The 20,891-nt window shown below is 62.5% G+C and carries 23 protein-coding genes and 1 pseudogene; 17 read left to right on the top strand and 7 right to left on the bottom strand.

The window, feature by feature from the left end:
* Positions 1-119 precede the first annotated feature (119 nt).
* Positions 120-407: a HigA family addiction module antitoxin gene (locus VRB54_RS22610; RefSeq protein WP_338481144.1), complete on the bottom strand. Its 288-nt coding sequence runs from the start codon at positions 405-407 to the stop codon at positions 120-122.
* Positions 408-618: 211 nt separating this feature from the next.
* On the opposite strand from VRB54_RS22610, the gene VRB54_RS22605 reads away from it, so the two are divergent.
* The 11 genes from VRB54_RS22605 (at position 619) to madM (ending at position 8,732) form a co-directional block, all read left to right on the top strand.
* A complete protein-coding gene (locus VRB54_RS22605) occupies positions 619-1,002 on the top strand; it encodes a polymorphic toxin type 44 domain-containing protein (RefSeq protein WP_338478830.1) in 384 nt (127 codons plus the stop codon).
* Positions 980-1,264 (top strand): hypothetical protein, encoded by a 285-nt coding sequence (locus tag VRB54_RS22600; RefSeq protein WP_338478829.1) that lies wholly within the window; start codon positions 980-982, stop codon positions 1,262-1,264. The genes VRB54_RS22605 and VRB54_RS22600 overlap by 23 nt, the downstream gene beginning before the upstream one ends.
* Positions 1,265-1,601: 337 nt before the next feature.
* The gene (gene mdcA / locus VRB54_RS22595; RefSeq protein WP_338478828.1) at positions 1,602-3,272 is read left to right on the top strand and encodes a malonate decarboxylase subunit alpha; all 1,671 of its coding nucleotides are present in this window, start codon (positions 1,602-1,604) and stop codon (positions 3,270-3,272) included.
* The gene (locus VRB54_RS22590) at positions 3,273-4,106 is read left to right on the top strand and encodes a triphosphoribosyl-dephospho-CoA synthase (protein WP_338478827.1); all 834 of its coding nucleotides are present in this window, start codon (positions 3,273-3,275) and stop codon (positions 4,104-4,106) included.
* Positions 4,106-4,405 (top strand): malonate decarboxylase subunit delta, encoded by a 300-nt coding sequence (locus VRB54_RS22585; RefSeq protein ID WP_338478826.1) that lies wholly within the window; start codon positions 4,106-4,108, stop codon positions 4,403-4,405. Before VRB54_RS22590 ends, VRB54_RS22585 begins: the two co-directional genes overlap by 1 nt.
* On the top strand, positions 4,398-5,240 hold the full coding sequence (locus tag VRB54_RS22580; RefSeq protein WP_338478825.1) for a biotin-independent malonate decarboxylase subunit beta: 843 nt from the start codon (positions 4,398-4,400) through the stop codon (positions 5,238-5,240). Before VRB54_RS22585 ends, VRB54_RS22580 begins: the two co-directional genes overlap by 8 nt.
* Complete coding sequence (gene mdcE / locus VRB54_RS22575; protein WP_338478824.1) at positions 5,237-6,007, top strand: biotin-independent malonate decarboxylase subunit gamma; 771 nt, start codon at positions 5,237-5,239, stop codon at positions 6,005-6,007. Before VRB54_RS22580 ends, mdcE begins: the two co-directional genes overlap by 4 nt.
* Complete coding sequence (locus VRB54_RS22570) at positions 6,001-6,597, top strand: malonate decarboxylase holo-ACP synthase (protein WP_338478823.1); 597 nt, start codon at positions 6,001-6,003, stop codon at positions 6,595-6,597. The genes mdcE and VRB54_RS22570 overlap by 7 nt, the downstream gene beginning before the upstream one ends.
* Positions 6,594-7,493, top strand: coding sequence for a malonate decarboxylase subunit epsilon (mdcH, locus tag VRB54_RS22565; RefSeq protein WP_338478822.1), 900 nt, complete (start codon positions 6,594-6,596; stop codon positions 7,491-7,493). The genes VRB54_RS22570 and mdcH overlap by 4 nt, the downstream gene beginning before the upstream one ends.
* Before the next feature lie 68 nt (positions 7,494-7,561).
* On the top strand, positions 7,562-7,966 hold the full coding sequence (gene madL / locus VRB54_RS22560; protein ID WP_124425307.1) for a malonate transporter subunit MadL: 405 nt from the start codon (positions 7,562-7,564) through the stop codon (positions 7,964-7,966).
* Between the two features lies 1 nt (position 7,967).
* Positions 7,968-8,732 carry a malonate transporter subunit MadM gene (gene madM, locus VRB54_RS22555; RefSeq protein WP_057006546.1) on the top strand — a complete coding sequence of 255 codons (765 nt, stop codon included), beginning with the start codon at positions 7,968-7,970 and terminating at the stop codon, positions 8,730-8,732.
* A 123-nt stretch (positions 8,733-8,855) separates the two neighbouring features.
* Here the strand turns inward: madM and VRB54_RS22550 are convergent, their stop codons facing one another.
* Positions 8,856-9,776, bottom strand: coding sequence for a LysR family transcriptional regulator (locus VRB54_RS22550; protein WP_338478821.1), 921 nt, complete (start codon positions 9,774-9,776; stop codon positions 8,856-8,858).
* A 147-nt stretch (positions 9,777-9,923) separates the two neighbouring features.
* Here VRB54_RS22550 and trhA point away from each other — a divergent pair, with 147 nt between their 5' ends.
* Positions 9,924-10,541, top strand: a complete 618-nt coding sequence (gene trhA, locus VRB54_RS22545; RefSeq protein WP_338478820.1) for a PAQR family membrane homeostasis protein TrhA — start codon at positions 9,924-9,926, stop codon at positions 10,539-10,541.
* 34 nt (positions 10,542-10,575) lie between these two features.
* Here the strand turns inward: trhA and VRB54_RS22540 are convergent, their stop codons facing one another.
* Entirely contained in the window at positions 10,576-11,478 is a 903-nt protein-coding gene (locus tag VRB54_RS22540; protein ID WP_338478819.1) for a LysR family transcriptional regulator, read from the bottom strand.
* Between the two features lie 107 nt (positions 11,479-11,585).
* Here VRB54_RS22540 and VRB54_RS22535 point away from each other — a divergent pair, with 107 nt between their 5' ends.
* The 3 genes from VRB54_RS22535 to VRB54_RS22525 are packed head-to-tail and all read left to right on the top strand — an operon-like array spanning position 11,586 to position 14,114.
* Entirely contained in the window at positions 11,586-12,827 is a 1,242-nt protein-coding gene (locus VRB54_RS22535; protein WP_338478817.1) for a D-amino acid dehydrogenase, read from the top strand.
* Between the two features lie 9 nt (positions 12,828-12,836).
* Complete coding sequence (locus VRB54_RS22530; protein WP_338478816.1) at positions 12,837-13,187, top strand: RidA family protein; 351 nt, start codon at positions 12,837-12,839, stop codon at positions 13,185-13,187.
* A 24-nt stretch (positions 13,188-13,211) separates the two neighbouring features.
* Entirely contained in the window at positions 13,212-14,114 is a 903-nt protein-coding gene (locus tag VRB54_RS22525; RefSeq protein ID WP_338478815.1) for a transporter substrate-binding domain-containing protein, read from the top strand.
* A 69-nt stretch (positions 14,115-14,183) separates the two neighbouring features.
* Here VRB54_RS22525 and VRB54_RS22520 read toward each other — a convergent pair whose 3' ends face one another.
* Positions 14,184-14,903, bottom strand: a complete 720-nt coding sequence (locus VRB54_RS22520; protein ID WP_338478814.1) for a 16S rRNA (uracil(1498)-N(3))-methyltransferase — start codon at positions 14,901-14,903, stop codon at positions 14,184-14,186.
* A 30-nt stretch (positions 14,904-14,933) separates the two neighbouring features.
* Complete coding sequence (locus VRB54_RS22515; RefSeq protein WP_338478813.1) at positions 14,934-16,340, bottom strand: adenosylmethionine--8-amino-7-oxononanoate transaminase; 1,407 nt, start codon at positions 16,338-16,340, stop codon at positions 14,934-14,936.
* 273 nt (positions 16,341-16,613) lie between these two features.
* Here VRB54_RS22515 and VRB54_RS22510 point away from each other — a divergent pair.
* A pseudogene (locus tag VRB54_RS22510) lies at positions 16,614-17,166 on the top strand (cytochrome b).
* Between the two features lie 32 nt (positions 17,167-17,198).
* Entirely contained in the window at positions 17,199-17,777 is a 579-nt protein-coding gene (locus VRB54_RS22505) for a YceI family protein (RefSeq protein WP_209985844.1), read from the top strand.
* Between the two features lie 188 nt (positions 17,778-17,965).
* Here the strand turns inward: VRB54_RS22505 and VRB54_RS22500 are convergent, their stop codons facing one another.
* Positions 17,966-19,858: a DEAD/DEAH box helicase gene (locus VRB54_RS22500; protein ID WP_338478812.1), complete on the bottom strand. Its 1,893-nt coding sequence runs from the start codon at positions 19,856-19,858 to the stop codon at positions 17,966-17,968.
* Positions 19,859-20,080: 222 nt separating this feature from the next.
* Positions 20,081-20,872, bottom strand: a complete 792-nt coding sequence (locus VRB54_RS22495) for a transporter substrate-binding domain-containing protein (RefSeq protein WP_338478811.1) — start codon at positions 20,870-20,872, stop codon at positions 20,081-20,083.
* Positions 20,873-20,891: the final 19 nt, after the last annotated feature.

The raw sequence follows: 20,891 nt of genomic DNA, 5'->3' as shown, positions 1-20,891 counted from the left end.
GATTCCATGTGGGAGGGGGCCGCTCCCGATAGCGGTGGGTCAGTTGCCTATTCATCAACCGACCGCTTGCTATCGGGAGCAAGCCCCCTCCCACAGTGAATTGCGCTCGGCTTCAGCCTTCAATCGATCCGCGCAAACCGCTCAATCAACGGCTGCTCATGGTGTTCTGCCTGCCACAGGTCGTAGGCGCTTTGCATCGACAACCATAGCTGTGCGGTACTCACACTGGCGCGCTCCAACCTGACTGCAAGGTCCGGGCTGATTGGGGCATGGCCATGCAAGATCCTGGAAAACGTCTCACGGGCGAAGCCCAGGCGCCTTGCCATTTCAGTGATGGTGATGCCTACGGCAGGGATCACATCCTCAAGCAAAATTTCGCCTGGGTGAGGTGGGTTGTGCATGCCAATATTGGGTTTAGGGTTCGGATTCATGATGTTCGCCCGTGATGGGTTTGGACGAAAAAAGACTAGAGAGACAGGTTCCGAGTAACAACCTGAAGGTCTTGTCAGAATAGGATGTCATTGCTGTAGGCGGGTTCCGCACTTTGATTTATTGGGTTTTCAGGCGTGAGTGAAGTGGTTAATTTCTGCGCTCCTCACTGCCAGCAAGGACCCGCAAATGGCCGTACCACTTATGCCGCCTGGTATTTCAATTTTTGAAAACATGGCGATATCCGAATGCAAGCGTATTCATCTTCAGCCAGGCTCGGCATTCGCCTATTCCTGGTTCTATTCCCAGGTCAGGGCTGCCGGGCCATGGAACTACAAGAAGCGAGGGCGTCAGTACGAAGCTTTTGGTAATTTCAATTACGGTGCTACAGGTACGGTATTGGGTATTCCCGAGCATGTGCTGTTACGGGCAGCAGGTGTCGCTCAAACATTCGCAAAAACTACCAGGCCTGAGTTTGGATCATGGTGGGGCGGTGACCCTTTTGGCGATGACCCTCGTGATCAATATTGGATAAAAAGAGGTATTGAATATGCAATTTCTCAGGGCTATTAAGGGGCTCTTGCCGGTCCTGCGAAACTGCTTGCTGGTGGCCTGCCTGATTTACATAGGGGGCAATTGGATCATGTCATCCGGTACCCCGGATCTGGACGAAGTGGTTTTGAAATACACCTTGGGCAACGGCAGCTCAATTTATGGGGTACGCGACGACCAGGGCGGCGCGACAGTGGGATTTTCCTACAGGTACTACGTTCACAAGAACTTGGGTAGCGATCAGGAAATACTGACAACGCTGGTTTCGGCACCCTTTTTTTGAAAACCAAAGAGCCTGATGTCCAAGTGAGTCAAGTGGATGGAATCATCCACCTCATAGTGCGCGGGGAGGTTTATGAGTACCGCAGCTACCCGCTTGAGGGTTTGGGGGCTTTGAACATAGACATGAAATTGTAGAGCGGCGGGCTCTCGGAATTTTCCTGCAGGATTTTGGGCTGTTGGGAGAAAGCCCCCTCCCACATGTTGTTCTTCATTCAGCCCAAGTCCGCATTTGCTCATACTCCATTACTCCAGCCGTAACGATCCACCACCCAGCTTGATTGATAGCCCCCCCATTCACTCCTAAGGTAAGCCCACGACAGCAAACCCGTGGAGCAACCATGACAACAACAAGCACCCCGAACGCGCGCTGGACGCGGCGGCGCGACGAGAAGCGGCGGCGGCTCGGGCTGGTTTCGCACTTCGCAGACGGGGCTGTGTTGCCCGGCGACAGGATCGTCGAAGCCCTCCAAGCGCTGATCCTGCCCGGCGACCGCGTGGTGCTGGAGGGCAATAACCAGAAGCAAGCCGATTTCCTTTCCCGCTCGCTGGCCAAGGCCGACCCCGCCAAGCTCCACGATTTGCACATGATCATGCCCAGTGTCGGCCGTTCCGAGCACCTGGACCTCTTCGAAAAAGGCATCGCCCGCAAGCTGGATTTCTCCTTCGCCGGCACTCAATCCCTGCGCATCAGCCAGTTGCTAGAAGACGGCCTGCTGGAAATCGGCGCGATCCACACCTACATCGAACTCTATGCGCGCCTGGTGGTGGACCTGATTCCCAACGTGGTGCTCTCGGCCGGGTTCATGGCCGACCGCGCCGGCAACATCTACACCGGCGCCAGCACCGAAGACACCCCGGCGCTGATCGAACCTGCGGCGTTCAGCGATGGCATCGTCATCGTGCAGGTCAACCAACTGGTGGATGACGTCAGTGACTTGCCCCGTGTCGACATCCCCGCCAGTTGGGTGGATTTCGTGGTGGTGGCCGACAAACCGTTCTACATCGAACCGCTGTTCACCCGCGACCCACGCCACATCAAACCGGTGCATGTGCTGATGGCGATGATGGCGATCCGTGGCATTTACGAAAAACACAACGTGCAGTCGCTCAACCACGGCATCGGTTTCAACACCGCCGCTATTGAGCTGATCCTGCCCACCTACGGTGAATCCCTGGGCCTGAAGGGCAAGATCTGCCGTAACTGGACCCTCAACCCGCACCCCACGCTGATCCCCGCCATCGAAAGCGGCTGGGTGGAAAGCGTGCACTGCTTCGGCACCGAACTGGGCATGGAGAACTACATCGCCGCCCGCCCGGACGTGTTCTTCACCGGCCGCGACGGCTCGATGCGCTCCAACCGGATGTTCAGCCAGCTGGCCGGCCAATACGCGGTGGACCTGTTCATCGGCGCCACCCTGCAAGTGGACGGCGACGGCCATTCCAGCACCGTCACCCGTGGCCGCCTCGCCGGTTTCGGCGGTGCGCCGAACATGGGGCACGACCCGCGCGGTCGCCGACACGGCACTCCGGCGTGGCTGGACATGCGCCACGGCGACGCGCCCGAAGCGTTGCTGGAACGCGGCAAAAAACTCGTGGTGCAAATGGTCGAGACCTTCCAGGAAGGCGGCAAACCCACCTTCGTCGACACCCTCGATGCGGTGGACGTGGCGCGCAAAAGCGGCATGTCCCTGGCGCCGATCATGATCTACGGCGATGACGTCACCCATCTGCTCACCGAAGAAGGCATCGCCTACCTGTACAAGGCGCGCTCCCTCGAAGAGCGCCAGGCGATGATCGCTGCCGTTGCCGGCGTCACCGCCATCGGCCTGCGCCATAACCCCAAGGACACCGCGCGCATGCGCCGCGAAGGCTTGATCGCGTTGCCCGAAGACCTCGGTATCCGCCGCACCGACGCCACCCGCGAGCTGTTGGCCGCCAAGAGCGTGGCCGACCTGGTGGACTGGTCTGGTGGCCTGTACAACCCGCCCGCCAAATTCAGGAGCTGGTAAATGCGCGCCCTCAAACTGCATGAACTGAGCCTGGCCGATCGCCTGGCCGATCTGGCCGTCGATGCGCTGATCGATGAAGCCGACCTGTCGCCCAAACCCGCACTGGTGGACCGTCGTGGCAACGGCGCTCACAGCGATCTGCACCTGGGCCTGATGCACGCTTCGGCGTTGTCGCTGTGGCCGATGTTCAAGGCCATGGCTGAAGCGGCGCTGGAGTGCGGCGAGGTCGGCGTGCCCCTGCGCGAAGCCCTCGGCCGTATCGGCCGCGAAGGCGAGCAGGCGATGCTCGTCACCACCGACGGCGTGAACACCCATCGCGGTGCGATCTGGGCGCTCGGCCTGCTCACCGCTGCCGCCGCGCTGGAGCCACGCGCCCTCACGCTGAACGCCGCCCGACTGGCCCAGCTCAACGACCGCTACGCGCCGCACACCGCAAGCCACGGCGCCTTGGTTGCCCAGCGCTACGGCGCACGCGGCGCCCGAGAAGAAGCCCAGCTCGGCTTCCCCTCAGTGATGCAACGCGGCCTGCCGCAACTGCGCAAAAGCCGTCAGCAGAACACCGGCGAACAGAACGCGCGCCTGGATGCCTTGCTCGCGATCATGACGGACCTTGGCGACACCTGCGTGCTCTACCGCGCCGGCCTTGAAGGCCTGCAGGCGATGCAGCTGGGCGCCCAGGCCGTGCTCGACGCCGGCGGCAGCGCCACCCTCGCCGGGCGCCGCCAATTGCACGCACTCGACCAGCAACTGCTGGCGCTGAACGCCTCCCCCGGCGGCGCCGCCGACCTGCTGGCCGCCTGCCTGTTTATCGACCGCCTCGACGGAGCGCTGTGATGGAAACCTTGTCCTTTGAATTCCCCGCCGGGCAGCCGCCCAAAGGCCGTGCGCTGGTGGGCTGCGTCGGCTCGGGCGATCTGGAAGTGCTGCTGGAACCGGGCACGCCCGGTACGCTGAGCATCCAGGTGCAGACCTCGGTGAACGGCGCGCAGCTGCGTTGGCAGCACCTGTTCGAACGCATCTTTCAGGAACACACGCCGCCGGCGTTGAACATCGATATCCACGATTTCGGTGCCACCCCGGGCGTGGTGCGCCTGCGCCTGGAGCAGGGTTTTGAGGAGATCGGCCATGACTGACTTGCTCAACAAGCACAGCTTCGTCGAACTCGGCGCCCGGCAGCGCGCCAGGGCGCTGCTCGACAGCGGCACGTTTCGAGAATTGATCGATCCGTTTCAGCGCGTCATGTCCCCGTGGCTCAGCCGTCAGGGCGTGGTGCCCCAGGCCGATGATGGCGTGGTGATCGCCAAGGGCAGCATCGCCGGTCTGCCGGTAGTGATCGCCGCCATTGAAGGCAATTTTCAGGGCGGCAGCCTCGGTGAAGTGGGCGGTGCCAAAATCGCCGGGGCGCTGGAGCTGGCGGCTGAAGACAACCGCAACGGCATCGAGACCCGTGCCGTATTGCTGCTGGAAACCGGCGGCGTGCGCTTGCAGGAAGCCAACCTGGGCCTGGCCGCGATTGCCGATATTCACGCGGCAATTGTCGACCTGCGCCAGTACCAGCCGGTGATTGGCGTGGTGGCGGGCAGTGTGGGCTGCTTCGGTGGCATGTCCATCGCGGCCGGGTTATGCAGCTACCTTGTGGTCACCCGCGAAGCACGCCTGGGCCTGAATGGCCCGCAAGTGATCGAACAGGAAGCGGGCCTGGAAGAATACGATTCCCGCGACCGCCCGTTTATCTGGAGCCTGACCGGCGGCGAGCAGCGTTTCAACAGCGGCCTGGCCGACCGTTATGTGGCCGACGATGTGGCGCAGATCCAGCAGACCGTCACCGCGCTGTTGCAGCAGGGTGTGCCCGCGCAACAACGCAGCCGGCAGGCCGAGCATTACCTGGCGCGTTTGAACGCGCTGGACGCCACCCCGCAAATCGAGCCGGCGACGGTTCGCGCGCTGTATCAGGGAGAGCGCTCATGAGAGGGTTGCAATGGTTTAACGCCTTGAGCGCGGGCGCAACGGCGGTCGAAAGCTTGCCGGCCTCGCTGAAAGTCGCTGACGGCGTATTGGGTGGACAGCCGGTGCGCTTTATTGCCGTGGTCACCGACCCGGATAACCGCTTCCCCCGTGCACGCAATGGCGAGGTCGGCTTGCTGGAAGGCTGGGGCCTGGCCAAGGCGGTGGACGACGCCATTGCCCGTGGTGACCGGCGCCCGATCATCGCCATCGTCGATGTGCCGAGCCAGGCCTACGGCCGCCGCGAAGAAGCCCTCGGCATTCACCAGGCCCTGGCCGCCGCCGCCGACAGTTATGCCCGCGCACGCCTGGCCGGGCACCCGGTGATCGGGCTGCTGGTGGGCAAAGCCATGTCCGGCGCGTTTCTCGCCCACGGCTACCAGGCCAACCGGCTGATTGCCCTGCGCGATCCGGGCGTGATGGTGCATGCCATGGGCAAGGCCTCGGCCGCGCGGGTGACCCTGCGCAGCGTCGAAGAGCTCGAAGCCCTGGCCGCCAGTGTGCCGCCCATGGCTTACGACATCGACAGCTTCGCCAGCCTTGGCTTGCTGTGGGAGACCCTGTCGGTCAGCCAGATCGAACAGCCCACGGCGGACGATGTGGCGCGGGTCGGCGACTGCCTGCTCAAGGCCATCAACGATGTAGACGGCCGTGACTTGAGCGGTCGTCTGGGCGCCAGCAATCGCGCCGCCTCCAGCCATGTGCGCCAGCTGCTGCGGGAGCAATGGTGAACGCCCACGACCTGCTCTGGGGCATGACCCCGGCGCAGTTGCCCGCCGACGCCCCGGCCTGGGCGGTGGAGGCCATCAGCGCCGGCCATCCGGTGGTGGTGCGCCGCGCGCTCGTCGCGCCGGGCCATGTGGCGGTCGGTGTGCGCGGGCGTTTGCGTGAGCAGCGTTTTGCCGCAGTGATGCCCCTTGCGCAGGTGACCCGGCGGGTGGTGCCGGAAGCGCTCGGCGCCGTGGTTTCGCCTCGGGATATCCCTGCACTGCGCGCGATCGAGCACCTGCGCCCGCTGTTGGTTCAGCACACCTGGGGCGTCGCCGGCAGCGCCGGATTTGAATTGGCGACCGGCATTGAAGCGCTGCATGCCCACAGCGATCTGGATTTGATTCTGCGCCGTCCCGAGCGGCTTGAGCGCGGAAATGCGCGGGACTTGCTGGCCGTTCTCGACACGGCGGTATGCGCCGTGGACCTGCAACTGCAAACCCCGTTCGGCGCCGTTGCCCTGCGCGAATGGGCCGGCGGATCGCGCCGCGTGCTGCTCAAAACCAGTGGCGGTGCGCAGCTGGTCGCCGACCCCTGGGAGGCCGTGGCATGAGCAGCCTGCTGGTGTTTCCGGGGCAGGGCGCGCAACGGCCACGCATGCTTGAGCAACTGCCTGCCGATGTGCTGGACGAGGCCAGCGCCGCCCTGAGTGAAGAAGTGCGCCAACTCGATTCGGCGCAGGCCCTGGCATCGACCCGTGCCGTTCAGCTGTGCCTGTTGATCGCAGGCGTCGCCCACGCACGGCGGTTGCAGCACACGCCGGATTACGTGGCGGGCCTGTCCATTGGCGCCTACCCGGCAGCGGTGATCGCCGGGGCGCTGGATTTTGCCGATGCGCTCAGGCTGGTGGCCCTGCGCGGCGAACTGATGCAAAACGCTTATCCACAGGGCTACGGCATGACCGCGCTGATCGGGCCCGAGTTATCCACCGTCGAAACCCTGCTGGCGGAGATTCACAGCGCCGAAACACCGGTGTACCTGGCCAATATCAACGCCGATAACCAGACCGTCATCGCCGGCAGTGACGAGGCCATGCAGCGCGTCGCCCAGCGCATCAAGGGCAACGGCGTGGCCAGGCGCCTGGCCGTCAGCGTGCCGTCTCACTGCGCGCTGCTTGAACAACCGGCCCAGGCGCTGGCGCAGGCGTTCGTGCCACTGAAGAAACCGCGCATCACCTACCTGAGCAGCACCCGCGCGCGGCCGATCCACAACCCCGAGCAGTTGCGCGATGACCTGGCTTTCAACATGTGCCGCATCGTCGACTGGCGCGGCACCGTGCAAAGCGCCTACGAGCGCGGCGTGCGCCTGCAGATAGAACTGCCCCCCGGCGCCGTGCTCACTGGCCTGTCACGTCGCGTGTTTGATCAGGGCACGGTGATCGCCTGCGAAGGTGCGCGCCTGGACACCCTGCAGGCCCTGCTGCAAGAGGAGGAACGCCGCCACCGATAGAGCACTACCCAAGGCTTTCGAAGCACAACAACAAAAACTTTCGAACGAGCACTTTGAGGACAACAACAATGATTATCTACGGTGTGGCATTACTGGCGATCTGCACGCTGGCGGGCGTGATCATGGGCGACATGCTGGGCGTGTTGCTGGGCGTCAAATCCAATGTGGGCGGAGTGGGGATCGCGATGATCCTGCTGATCTGCGCGCGTTTGTGGATGCAAAAGCGCGGCGGCATGACCAAGGATTGCGAGATGGGCGTGGGTTTCTGGGGCGCCATGTACATCCCCGTGGTGGTGGCGATGGCGGCGCAGCAGAACGTGGTCACTGCGTTGCACGGCGGGCCAGTGGCGGTGCTCGCGGCCATCGGTTCCGTGGTGGTGTGCGGATGCACCATCGCCCTGATCAGCCGCACGCACAAGGGAGAGCCGTTGCCGCCCGAAGAGCCGTTGATCCTCGCTGCGGGAGGTCGCTGACATGTGGGACCTTATCGAGAAAGGCCTGGAACATAACGGTCTGATTACCGCGTTTGCCTTCGTCGGCGTAGTCATGTGGATTTCCGTGGTGCTGTCCAAACGCCTCACGTTCGGGCGCATTCATGGTTCGGCGATTGCTATCGTGATCGGCCTGGTGCTGGCCTGGGTGGGCGGCACGTTGACCGGCGGGCAAAAGGGCCTGGCGGACCTGGCGCTGTTCTCCGGCATCGGCCTGATGGGCGGCGCAATGCTGCGCGATTTCGCCATCGTCGCCACCGCGTTTGAGGTGCAGGCCACCGAAGCGCGCAAGGCCGGGATGATCGGTGTGATTGCGCTGCTGCTGGGCACGATCCTGCCGTTTATTGTCGGTGCGAGCATGGCCTGGGTGTTCGGCTATCGCGATGCGGTCAGCATGACCACCATCGGCGCAGGCGCCGTGACTTATATCGTCGGCCCGGTCACCGGCGCGGCAATTGGCGCGACCTCCGATGTGATGGCGCTGTCGATTGCCACCGGGTTGATCAAGGCGATTCTGGTGATGGTGGGCACGCCGGTGGCGGCGCGCTGGATGGGGCTGGACAACCCGCGTTCGGCGATGGTGTTTGGTGGGCTGGCCGGCACGGTCAGCGGGGTAACGGCGGGGCTGGCGGCGACGGATCGGCGGTTGGTGCCGTATGGGGCGTTGACTGCGACGTTCCATACCGGGCTTGGGTGTTTGCTGGGGCCTTCGCTGCTCTACTTCATTGTGCGGGGGTTGGTGGGCTGAATTCGAGGTGGGTGGTGGCTGGTCTGGCGCTATCGGGAGCAAGCCCCCTCCCACAGGTTGACCGCGTACTCATGCTGGAATGCAGTCAAGTGTGGGAGGGGGCTTGCTCCCGATAGCGGTGTATCAGGCTGGCAGTTGCCGATTGGCATACATCCGACACTCCGCCAGCAGGGCGAGCAAGTTCGGATCTCTCTCCTTGGCCTTCAAGAACACCACCCCAATCTGCTGCTGCAACCGGTATCTGGCTTGCAGCGGTATCAGCTTCACGCGGTTCTCGTACACCGCTGCAATCCGCCCTGGCAGCAAGGCGTAGCCCACGCCGGAACTGACCATGCTCAGCAAGGTGAAGATGTCATTGACCTGCATCGCCACCTTCGGCTCGAACCCCGCCTGCTTGAACACCCGGTTGCCATCCTGGTGGGTGGCGAAGCCTTGGGTGAGGGTGATGAAAGTCGCGTCGCGCACATCGGCCAGGTCGATCTCCTGCTCGCGGTCGAAGGGTGAATCCGCGGGCGTAGCGAGGAAGATATCGTCGGAAAACAGTGCGATCTGCTCGCAGTCGGGGTCGTTGGCGTGTTCGTCCAGGGAGATGAGGATCGCGTCCACCTCCATGTTCTTAAGCTTGTAGAGCAGGTCGAAGTTGGAGCCCAGGATCAGGTCGATGTTGAGTTCGCTGCGGCGGATTTTGAGGCCCATGATCAGTTGCGGCACGGTCTTTACGGTCAGCGAGTAGAGCGAGCCCAGCTTGAAACGCTCGGCGGAGAAACCGGCGGCTTCGCGAGTCAGGCGCACGCTGTCGACCACGTCGGCCACCAGTTTTTGTGCGCGCTCTTCGAGTACATAGGCGCTTTCCAGCGGCGTAAGGTTACGCCCCTCGTGCTTGAACAGCGGGCAGCGCAGGGCGTTTTCCAGGGAGTGAATGGCGCGGTGCACGCTGACGTTGCTGGTGTGCAACTCGGCAGCGGCGCGTGCCAGGTTGCCAGTGCGCATGAACGCCAGGAAGATTTCCAGCTTCTTGAGGGTGAATTCTTCGTCGATCAGCATGGCCGTGGCTCGGGTTCGAATGCCCTCGATTGTGCCTGCAAAAGCTCAGCGCTCCCAGCCAGGAACAACACACAGCACTTGCACTCTGATGCGCAAGGCTGGACGCTTGCCAGCCTGTTCTTTTGGCTGACGGGAGGTTTACGACAGATGTACCACGGAGAACGATTCAACGCCTGGAGCCATTTGCTTGGTGCGGTCGCGGCGTGTATTGGCGCTGTGTGGATGTTGGTGGTGGCGAGCCTGGACGGCAGCCCCTGGAAGATCGTCAGCGTGGCGATTTATGGCTTTACGTTGATGGTGCTGTACAGCGCCTCGACGGTGTACCACAGCGTGCAGGGCCGGCGAAAAGAGATCATGCAGAAGGTTGATCACTTTTCGATCTATTTATTGATCGCCGGCAGCTACACGCCGTTTTGCCTGGTGACGTTGCGCGGGCCGTGGGGCTGGACGCTGTTCGGGATTGTGTGGGGGCTGGCGGTGATCGGCATCCTGCAGGAGATCAAGCCGCGCTCCGAAGCGCGGGTCCTGTCGATTGTGATCTATGCCGTGATGGGCTGGATCGTGCTGGTGGCGGTCAAGCCGCTGCTCGCCGCGCTGGGCACGGCGGGGTTTGCATGGCTGGCGTCGGGCGGGGTGCTGTACACCGTGGGCATTATCTTTTTTGCCCTGGAGGACCGGCTGCGCCATTCCCATGGGATCTGGCACCTGTTCGTGATCGGCGGGAGCCTGCTGCATTTCGTGGCGATCATGCATTACGTGCTCTGATCGATAGACGGCAGGAGCAAGCTCACTCCTGCCGTTATAGCGTCGCCAACTGTTTTTGTGCCCATTGGCTGGCGATGCTCAGCAACTTCGCCAGCATATGCGGCGGCGGCTCGTCGGCCCGGGTCAGGGCGTAAAGGGTGATCGGCAGCGGCGGGGTGAGTGTGCGGATGCAGGTGGTGGCGGTGGATGCGCCAAGCGCGGTAAAGGGGTCGATAACGGTCAGGCCGGCACCGGACTCGACCATGGCGCGGGCCAGGGAGTAAGTCTGCACCGATATCGTCACGCGCGGCGGCGGGTCGACATTTTCCAGGTAACTGTCGAGCTTGGTCGCCAGCGGGTCGGCGCTGGAAAGGCCGATCAGCGGAGCGCCCGCCAAGTCGACCAGGGGCAATGGCTGGTTCAGCTCGGCGTCGGGCCAATAACCCTTGGACGCCAGCGCCACCAGCACGCCGTTGGCGAGTACCTGGGTGGTAAGCCCCGGATGGCCGGAGAAATTCAGCGTCAGCGCCAGGTCAATCTCGCGCATCAACAGCTTTTGTACCAGCTCGCGGCTGTGGTCGCTGGACAGCTCGCAGGCGATGTCCGGGTAGTCGCGTCTCCATTCCAACACCGCCGGCGGCAACAACGACAACGCCAGTGCCGGGATCGCGCCGATACGCACGCTGTGTCCCGGCGCGCGGCGCAAACTCTTGGCCAGGCGCCGCACACCTTGCAGGCTCGCGGTGACTTTCTCGACTTCGCTTTCCAGCGCCAGCGCCTCCGGCGTGGGCTGCAACTTGCCGCGAACCCGCAGGAACAATGGAAAACCCAATTGCAGCTCGGCGTGCTGCAACACCTTGGTCACCGCCGGTTGTGAGACGTGCAGCAACTGTGCGGCGGCGCTCACGGAGCCGGTCTGGCGGATGGCCTGGAAGATTTCGATATGACGCAAGCGCATGGCAAGTCCATAACCTTTGTTTATAGGTAGACCATCTTTATTCATTGTCTGCAGCCTGTCACCTGCCCCTAGGCTTGAGCGCTCTTAATCAACGGCTGGGGGAAGGTATGGCCAGGCAGGTCTGCATCATCGGAGGTGGGGTCATTGGCTTGGCGAGCGCGTATGCGCTGGTGCGTGCCGGCCATGAAGTGACCGTGATCGATGCGCGCGACAGCCTGGGCAGCGAAACCAGCTTCGCCAATGGCGGACAGCTGTCCTACCGCTATGTTGCACCCCTGGCCGATGCCGGGGTACCGCTGCAGGCGATTGGCTGGTTGTTGCGCGGTGACTCACCCCTGAAGCTGCGCCCCCGGCTTGATCCTCAGCAATGGCGTTGGATGGCGGCCTTTATCGGCGCCTGCCGGGGCTCGGTGAACAAGCGCAACGCCGCCCACTTGCTGCGCCTGGCGACCTTGAGCCAAGGCACCTTGCAGCAATGGCGCGAGGCGGATCGCCTGGGCGATTTCGACTGGCGGCGCAACGGCAAGCTGGTGACCTTTCGCAGCGCCGCGACCTTCGCGCATGCACGCAGCAAGGTCACGGATAGCCTGCAGCAGCAGGTGCTGTCCGCTACCGATTGCACGCGCCTGGAACCGGCGCTCGCGGGTGGTGATTTTGTCGGCGGGATCTACACGCCCAACGAGGAAGTAGCGGATTGTCATGCCTTTTGCCAGCAATTGGCGGCGCGGCTTGAGGCATCGGGGCGTTGCACGTTTTTGTTGGGGCGCAGGGTCACCGGCATTCGTCACACCAACGGGGAGGTGCACACCCTCGAGTTGGGTGATGAGGTGATGCCGACCGAGCAAGTGGTGCTGGCGGCAGGGCATCGCAGCGCTGAGTTGGGCTTGCCGGGATTATCACTGCCGTTATATCCGCTTAAGGGCTACAGCCTGAGCGTGCCGATTGGCGCGCAGCACCAGGCGCCGAATGTGAGCATCACCGACTATGAGCGCAAGATCGTCTACGCGCGCATCGGTGAGCAACTGCGCATAGCTGCCATGGTGGATATCGTCGGTTTTGATGCCAGCCTTGAGCCCAAACGGCTGGCCCTGATGAAGCGCCAGGCTCTGGAGACGTTTCCGCTGACCGGCGACTACGCCCACGCGGTCGAATGGGCCGGCATGCGTCCAGCTACCCCAACCGGCGTGCCGCTGATTGGTGCCAGTGTTTATCGCAACCTGTGGCTGAACCTCGGTCACGGCGCCCTCGGTTTTACCTTGGCCAGCGGCAGCGCCCAACTGTTGGCTGAACTGATCAACCAGCAGGTTCCTTCCATTGACATGCAGGGCCTGACGCCCCGCGCCGCTTGAGGATGCCCCATGACCATCAACCGAATCAGCAGCAACGAGCGTCTCAGTGGCGCAGTCACTTTCAAGGACCTGGTGTTCCTCTCGGGCCAGGTGCCGGGGGAAGGGCAGGACGTGATAACGCAAACCCGCGAAGTGCTGGCCAAAGTCGATGCGCTGTTGGCCGAGGCGGGCAGCGATAAGGATCACCTGCTGAACGCGACGATTTACCTGAAAGACATCGACAGCGGTTTTGCGCCGATGAACGAGGTGTGGTCCGCGTGGCTGTCGCCGGGACTGGCGCCTACACGCACCACGCTGCAAGCGGAGCTGGCGCGGCCGACTGTGCTGGTGGAAATCAGCGTGATTGCCGTACGTAAATAACTCAAAAACCAACGGAGCATAACAATGAAAAGAATCCTGTTGACCGGCTGCACCCTGGGGCTTTTGTTTGGCGCGCAGGCCTATGCGACTCAAACCCCTTTGGACGGCACGCTAAGCAAGATCGCCAATGCCCGATCCATCACCCTGGGTTATCGCGATGCGTCGGTACCGTTTTCCTATGTGGGGGATAACAGCGGCAAGCCCATGGGCTATTCGGTAGACCTGGCAAGCAAGATCGTCGAGCGTATCCAGCAGAAAATCGGAGGGGCCGACCTTAAGGTGAAATACAACCTGGTGACCTCGCAAACACGTATTCCGCTGGTGCAGAACGGCACTGTCGACCTGGAGTGCGGCTCCACGGGTGTGACCGCCGACCGGCAGAAACAAGTGGCGTTTTCCTACGGGTTTATTTACGTGAAAGGCCAGTTGCTGACGGCCAAAGACAGCGGAATCAAGGGGTTCTCTGACCTCACTGGCAAGAACGTGGTGACTACCGCCGGCACTACAAACGAACGCTTTCTCAAGAGTTACAACGCCGAGCACAAGGCCAATATGTTCGTGATCAGCGCCAAGGACCACGGCGAAGCGTTCAAGATGCTCGAGACAGGTCGCGCAGTGGCATTCTATATGGACGATGCGTTGCTCTACGGCGAGCGTGCCAAGGCCAGGGATCCGCATAACTGGGTGGTGGTGGGCGAGGAGCAGTCGCGAGAGATCTACAGCTGCATGGTGCGCAAGGACGACCCGCAGTTTCTCGCGGTGGTCAACGAGACGCTCGGCGACCTGTACCGCAGTGGCGAGATCAACGGGATTTACCAGCGCTGGTTCGAACAGCCGATCCCGCCGAAGGGCCTGAACCTGGAATTCCCGATGACCAGCGAGTTGAAGGCGATTATTGCCAAACCGGTGAGTGACCCGGTGGAGTGATGACGTGATAACCCGATCAATCAGGTGGGAGCTGGCACAGCTCCCACCTGATTGAGTTTGCAAGGCAGGTTAGAAGTCGCCCCACAATTGCTGGGCAACGGCCAGTGCCACCACCGGTGCCGTTTCGGTGCGCAATACCCGCGGGCCAAGGCGGGCAGCGTGGAAACCGGCGCTTTGTGCGGTTTCGACTTCTCCATCCGTCAGCCCACCCTCAGGCCCGATCAGGAATGCCAGGTTCGCAGGCCTCGCATGGCTGACCATCGGCTCGGCCACCGGGTGCAGCACCAGTTTCAAATCCGCCTCGGTCTGCTTCAGCCAATCGGCCAGCAACAACGGCGGATGAATCACCGGCACCGTCGAACGCCCGCATTGCTCACACGCGCTGATTGCCACCTGGCGCCAGTGCAGCAGGCGTTTGTCGGCGCGTTCATCCTTGAGACGCACTTCACAGCGGTCGCTGAAAATCGGCGTGATGGCGTTGACGCCCAGCTCGGTGGCTTTCTGGATTGCCCAGTCCATACGCTCGCCACGCGAGAGGCCCTGGCCGAGGTGGATGTGCAGGGGCGATTCAGCCTGGCCAGCGAAGCTTTCGGTGAGTTGCACAGTGACGCGTTTTTTCCCCACTTCCAGCAGGCTGCCCAGGAACTCCTGGCCGGAGCCGTCGAACAATTGCACGGCGTCGCCTTCGCCCATGCGCAGCACACGGCTGATGTAGTGCGCCTGGGCTTCGGGCAGTTCATGCTCGCCAAGGCTCAGCGGCGCGTCGGTGAAAAAGCGGGACAGTCTCATTTCTATTCTCTGGAAAAGGTGTGAAGGCAATCAACCCGGATCACGGAAGCCTGGGTGGAAGTCCGTCGGCACTGCAACGCTGACTTTGCTGTTGGTCGCGATATCGATGCCTTCGCTGGCCACTTCGGCCAGGAAGTCGATCTGCTCCGGTGTAATCACATACGGCGGCAGGAAATACACCACGCTGCCCAGCGGCCGCAACAGCGCGCCGCGCTCCAGGGCGTGCTCGAAGACCTTGAGGCCACGGCGTTCCTGCCACGGGTAGGCGGTCTTGGTGGCTTTGTCCTGGACCATTTCGATGGCCAATACCATGCCGGTCTGGCGCACTTCCGAGACGTGAGGGTGGTCCACCAGGTGCGCGGTGGCCGTGCCCATGCGCTGGGCCAGTGCCTTGTTGTTTTCGATGACGTTGTCTTCTTCGAAAATATCCAGGGTTGCCAGGGCCGCAGCGCAGGCCAGCGGGTTGCCGGTGTAGCTGTGGGAATGCAGGAAGGCGCGCAGGGTCGGGTAGTCGTCGTAGAAGGCGTCGTACACATCGTCGGTGGTGACCACGGCCGCCAGCGGCAGGTAACCGCCGGTGAGGGCTTTGGACAGGCACAGGAAGTCCGGGCGGATGCCGGCCTGTTCACAGGCGAACATGCTGCCTGTGCGGCCAAAGCCCACGGCGATTTCATCGTGGATCAGGTGCACGCCGTAGCGGTCACAGGCTTCGCGCAGCAGCTTGAGGTACACAGGGTGGTACATGCGCATGCCGCCAGCGCCCTGGATCAACGGTTCGACGATCACGGCGGCGACGGTGTCGTGGTGCTCGGCCAGGGTCTGTTCCATGGCCAGGAACATTGTGCGCGAGTGTTCTTCCCAGCTCACGCCGTCGGGGCGCAGGTAGCAGTCCGGGCTCGGCACTTTGAGGGTGTCGAGCAGCAGCGCCTTGTAGGTTTCGGTAAACAGCGGCACGTCGCCCACCGACATCGCCGCAATGGTTTCGCCGTGGTAGCTGTTGGTGAGGGTGACGAAGCGCTTTTTATTCGGCAGGCCGCGGTTGAGCCAGTAGTGAAAGCTCATCTTCAAGGCGACTTCGATGCATGACGAGCCGTTGTCGGCGTAGAAGCAGCGGGTCAGGCCTTCCGGCGTCATCGCCACCAGACGCTCGGACAGCTCGATCACCGGCTGGTGGCTGAAACCGGCGAGGATGACGTGTTCCAGCTGGTCGACCTGGTCCTTGATGCGCTGGTTGATGCGCGGGTTGGCGTGGCCGAACACGTTGACCCACCATGAACTGACGGCGTCGAGGTAGCGCTTGCCTTCGAAGTCTTCCAGCCACACCCCTTCGCCGCGCTTGATCGGGATCAATGGCAGTTGCTGGTGGTCTTTCATCTGGGTGCAGGGATGCCACAGCACCGCGAGGTCGCGCTGCATCCACTGGTTATTCAGGCCCATCGGTGATCTCCTCGAAGCGGTCCTGCGCCGGGCGCAGGCGAAACAATCGCGCAAGCCTATGCAATGGGGGGCTGTGTCACAACCCATTACGGATGAATTGGCAGTAAACGCAGGACGGTGTGTCACGTTTATTCTGGATAGTCCTTAATCCAATGTTAATTTACTGTTCATACTCTCCAGATCGTATTTTTCGATATTTCAAAGCAAGATTTTCGGCTTTAATTCGATAGATAAATCGCTAGTCTTGGCCAGAGCGCTTACGGGATTAAGTACATGCAGTTACGCAACTCTTCGGCCCGTTACGGTTGGGTCAGCATGGTTCTGCACTGGGGCGTGGCCCTGACGGTGTTTGGTCTCTTTGGGCTGGGTTTGTGGATGGTCGGCCTTGACTATTACGACGGCTGGCGCAAGCACGGCCCGGAGTTGCACAAGAGCATTGGCATCACGCTGTTCGCCATTATGCTGGTGCGGGTGGTGTGGCGCCTGCTCAGTCCGCCGCCGCCGGCCCTGGCCAGCTACAGTCGTATGACCCGTATCGGTGCCGCCTTCGGCCACGCATTTCTGTATGTGGGCCTATTTGCGGTGATGATTGCCGGTTACCTGATTTCCACCGCAGACGGTGTCGGTATCCCGGTATTTGGCCTGTTTGAAATTCCTGCGCTGGTTTCCGGTCTACCGGACCAGGCGAGACACCGCCGGCTGGGTCCACCTGTACCTGGCCTGGGTGTTGGTGGTCTTCGCCGGTTTGCATGGCGTGGCTGCGTTGAAACACCACTTTATCGACCGTGATGTGACCCTGCTGCGAATGCTGGGGCGCAAAGCCTGATGTTCAACCTCGACTCACAAGGAATAGAAAGCATGTTGAAAAAGACCCTCGCTGCTCTGGCAATCGGTACCGCGCTGTTGTCCGCAGGCCAGGTAATGGCCGCTGACTACAAGATCGACAAGGAAGGCCAACACGCCTTCATCGACTGGAAAATCAGCCACCTGGGCTATAGCTACATCCACGGTACCTTCAAGGACTGGGATGGCTCCTTCAGCTGGGATGCCGCCAAGCCTGAAGCCAGCAAAATCGCAGTCGACGTGAAGACCGCGAGCCTGTGGTCCAACCACGCCGAGCGTGACAAGCACATCTCCAGCAAGGACTTCCTGGACGTCGCCAAGTTTGCCGATGCCAAGTTCGTGTCCACTGCCGTTAAATCCACCGGCGAGAAAACTGCTGACGTGACTGGCGACCTGACCTTCCACGGCGTGACCAAGCCTGTGGTATTCAAGGCCACCTTCAACGGTGAAGGCAAGGATCCATGGGGCGGCGAACGTGCCGGCTTCAACGCCACCACCACGCTTAACCTGACCGACTTCGGCATCAAGGGCCCAGGCCCGACGTCGCAGACTGTTGACTTGGACATCTCGCTGGAAGGCGTGAAGCAGAAGTAATTTTCTCGCCTGAATGCGTTCAGTGTGGGAGGGGGCTTGCTCCCGATAGCGGCATGTCAGTCAGCATGGTTGATACTGATACACCGCTATCGGGAGCGAGCCCCCTCCCACATTTTTGATCTGTGTCACAGGCAAAAAAAATGCCCCGTCTCCAAAGAGCCGGGGCATTTTTTATGGCTTTTTGAAACTCAGCGGTTGCGGGTCAGCAGCGCTGGTTTCTCACCACGAGGACGGCCTGGCAGTTGATCCAACTGCTCGGGTGTCGGAAAGCGGTCGGCTTTGGACTCCTTGTGGATAATCTTCGGCGCCGGGCCGCTGCGCGGGTTCTGCACGGCTGGCTCGGAGGAGCGTTGTGGCTCGTCACGGGCCGGGCGGCGGTTGTTGCTGCGCGAGTCTTCGCGGCGGGCCTGGCCGTCACGCGGTGCGCCGTTGCGCGGGCCGCTGCGTTTGGCCGGCGGGGTGCCGGTGGTGCCACCGCTGCTGTTGCGCGGGCCGTTCTGGCGAGCACCTTGGGGCTGACCGCCACGTGGAGCCGCTGCGCCAGCGCCGGCGCCTTGTGCCGGAGCACCCGGACGACGGCCACGGCCCTGAGCCGGTTTGGCCTGGGGCACGTAGTCGACGCGGTTACCGAAGTTGTCCACGTCATCGTCCAGGAACTCGTCCGGGGCGCGGTCCGAGGCGGCGCGTGGCGGCTGGCTCGGTTGGCGCTGTTCGCGCGCCGGAGTACCTTCACGAGGCTTCTGCTCACGGGCCGGGCGTTCGCCACGGGCATTGGCAGGCGCTTTGTCTTTGCCGCCCTTGTCCTTGCCCTTGTCGCGACGACCACCGCCGCCACCGCCACCGTTCGGGCCATCGCCCTTCGGACCGCGTGGGTTGCGCGGGTTACGCACGTCCGGACGCTCGCGCACTTCCGGCTTTTCGGCCTCTACGGCGCTCGAGTCGAAGCCCATCAGGTCGCCGTCGGCGATTTTCTGCTTGGTCATGCGCTCGATGCTTTTCAGCAGTTTTTCTTCGTCCGGTGCAACCAGCGAGATGGCCTCGCCCGAACGACCGGCCCGGCCGGTACGGCCGATACGGTGCACATAGTCTTCATCGACGTTTGGCAGCTCGAAGTTGACTACGTGCGGCAACTGGTCGATATCCAGGCCGCGCGCGGCGATATCGGTGGCCACCAGGATGCGCACTTCACCGGCCTTGAAGTCGGCCAGGGCTTTGGTGCGCGCGTTCTGGCTCTTGTTGCCGTGGATGGCGACGGCGGTGAGGCCGTGCTTGTCCAGGTACTCGGCCAGGCGGTTGGCGCCGTGCTTGGTGCGGGTGAACACCAGCACCTGTTCCCACGCGCCGTGGGTGATCAGGTGCGCCAGCAACGAGCGCTTGTGGCTGGCGGCCAGGCGGAAGACGCGCTGCTCGATACGCTCGACCGTGGTGTTGGGCGGCGTGACTTCGATGCGTTCCGGGTTGTGCAGCAGCTTGCCGGCCAGGGCGGTGATGTCGTTGGAGAACGTCGCCGAGAACAGCAGGTTCTGACGTTTGGCCGGCAGGCGGGCAAGGACCTTTTTCACGTCATGGACAAAGCCCATGTCGAGCATGCGGTCGGCTTCGTCCAGCACGAGGATTTCCACGTGGGACAGGTCGACGCTGCCTTGGCCGCACAGGTCGAGCAAGCGACCCGGGCAGGCAACCAGCACGTCAACGCCACGGGACATGGCCTGAACCTGCGGGTTCATGCCGACGCCGCCGAAGATGCAGGCGCTGACGAACTTCAGGTCGCGGGCATACAGCTTGAAGCTGTCGTGCACCTGGGCGGCGAGTTCGCGGGTGGGGGTCAGGACCAGTACGCGCGGTTGGCGCGGGCCGTGACGCTGGGATTTGTCCGGGTGACCGTTGGGGAACAACCGCTCCAGAATCGGGAGGGCGAAACCGCCGGTTTTACCAGTACCTGTCTGCGCCGCAACCATCAGGTCGCGACCTTGCAACACGGCGGGAATGGCCCGCTGTTGCACCGGAGTAGGCTCGGTATAGCCCGCTGCCTCGATGGCGCGGACTAAAGCCTCGGAGAGACCGAGGGAAGCAAAGGACATGAGTAATCCTGTTTTAGTTAGGGCTTGGCCCAAAGGGATAATCTTGCCGGGCGTGAATGGCGCTTAGGGGAGCGTAATCCCGTCCGGTCCTGCTGCGTCTGGCGGGCACTCCACCGGCTCGCGCGGGCTGCAAAGCTGCGCTGTAGCGGGGTTGGGTGCCTTTTTCAAGACCTCAGCGGCCGGGCGTAAGCCTGGCGGGAAGGCCGGAGTATAACAGAGCAATCACTTTACGCCGCTTTCCTGCTGCTCAACGGTGTCTTGCGCTGCCGAAATAGCCTGCACGCCGGCATATTTGGCGCTCAGGGCGGCGTAGGCGGGCTCCTGCTTGAAGCGTTTGAGCTCGGCGGCAAAGCGCTGTACCAGCAGGTCCATGCCCGCGCCACGGCGCACGGCGAGAAACTGCGGCTGGCGGTTGACCACCAGTGGTGCCTGGCTGACCTTGTCCTGCAACGCAAGACTCTTGATCAGATGTTGTCCTACGCGGCGGTCGGTGATTGCCAGGTCGATGCGCCCGAGCAGCAGTTTGCCGAAGTTGGCTTCATGGCTCGCAGCGGGCTCGCGGTTGAACTGCGGCGCGTCGTTGAAGCTGTCCGCGTAGAGATAACCCGGCGACGTACCCACCGTCAGGCCGGCAAGGTCATCCAGGGACCTGGCCGGGTGCGGGCGGTCGTTGGCATAGAACAACACGAACTCCACGGTCGACAGCGGTTCGCTCGGGTACAGCAGTTGGGCGTCGCGCTCGTGATTGCGAAAAATATCCAGCACGCCATCGGCGTGCCCCTGCTCGAGCATCGCCAGGCAGCGCTTCCACGGCAGGAATTGCCACTGCACTTGCACGCCCAGGCGCTCGAACACAATCACCGTGGTTTCGTAGTCGAGCCCGCGCATGGTGCCCTTGTCGTCGTACACATAGGGCGCCCAGGGCTCGGTGACAATGCGCAGTGTCTCGCCGTAAGCGGCCAGGCTCAGGCAAGTAAAAAGGGCAGCGTTCAACAGCTTGAAAAGGACGGGCATGGCCTGAGGTTACGATGCT

It is taken from the genome of Pseudomonas trivialis, from assembly GCF_036864995.1.
GTDB lineage: Bacteria > Pseudomonadota > Gammaproteobacteria > Pseudomonadales > Pseudomonadaceae > Aquipseudomonas > Aquipseudomonas trivialis.
Note: the sequence above shows the minus strand (reverse complement) of the source record. Positions and strands in the feature narration are given on the sequence as shown.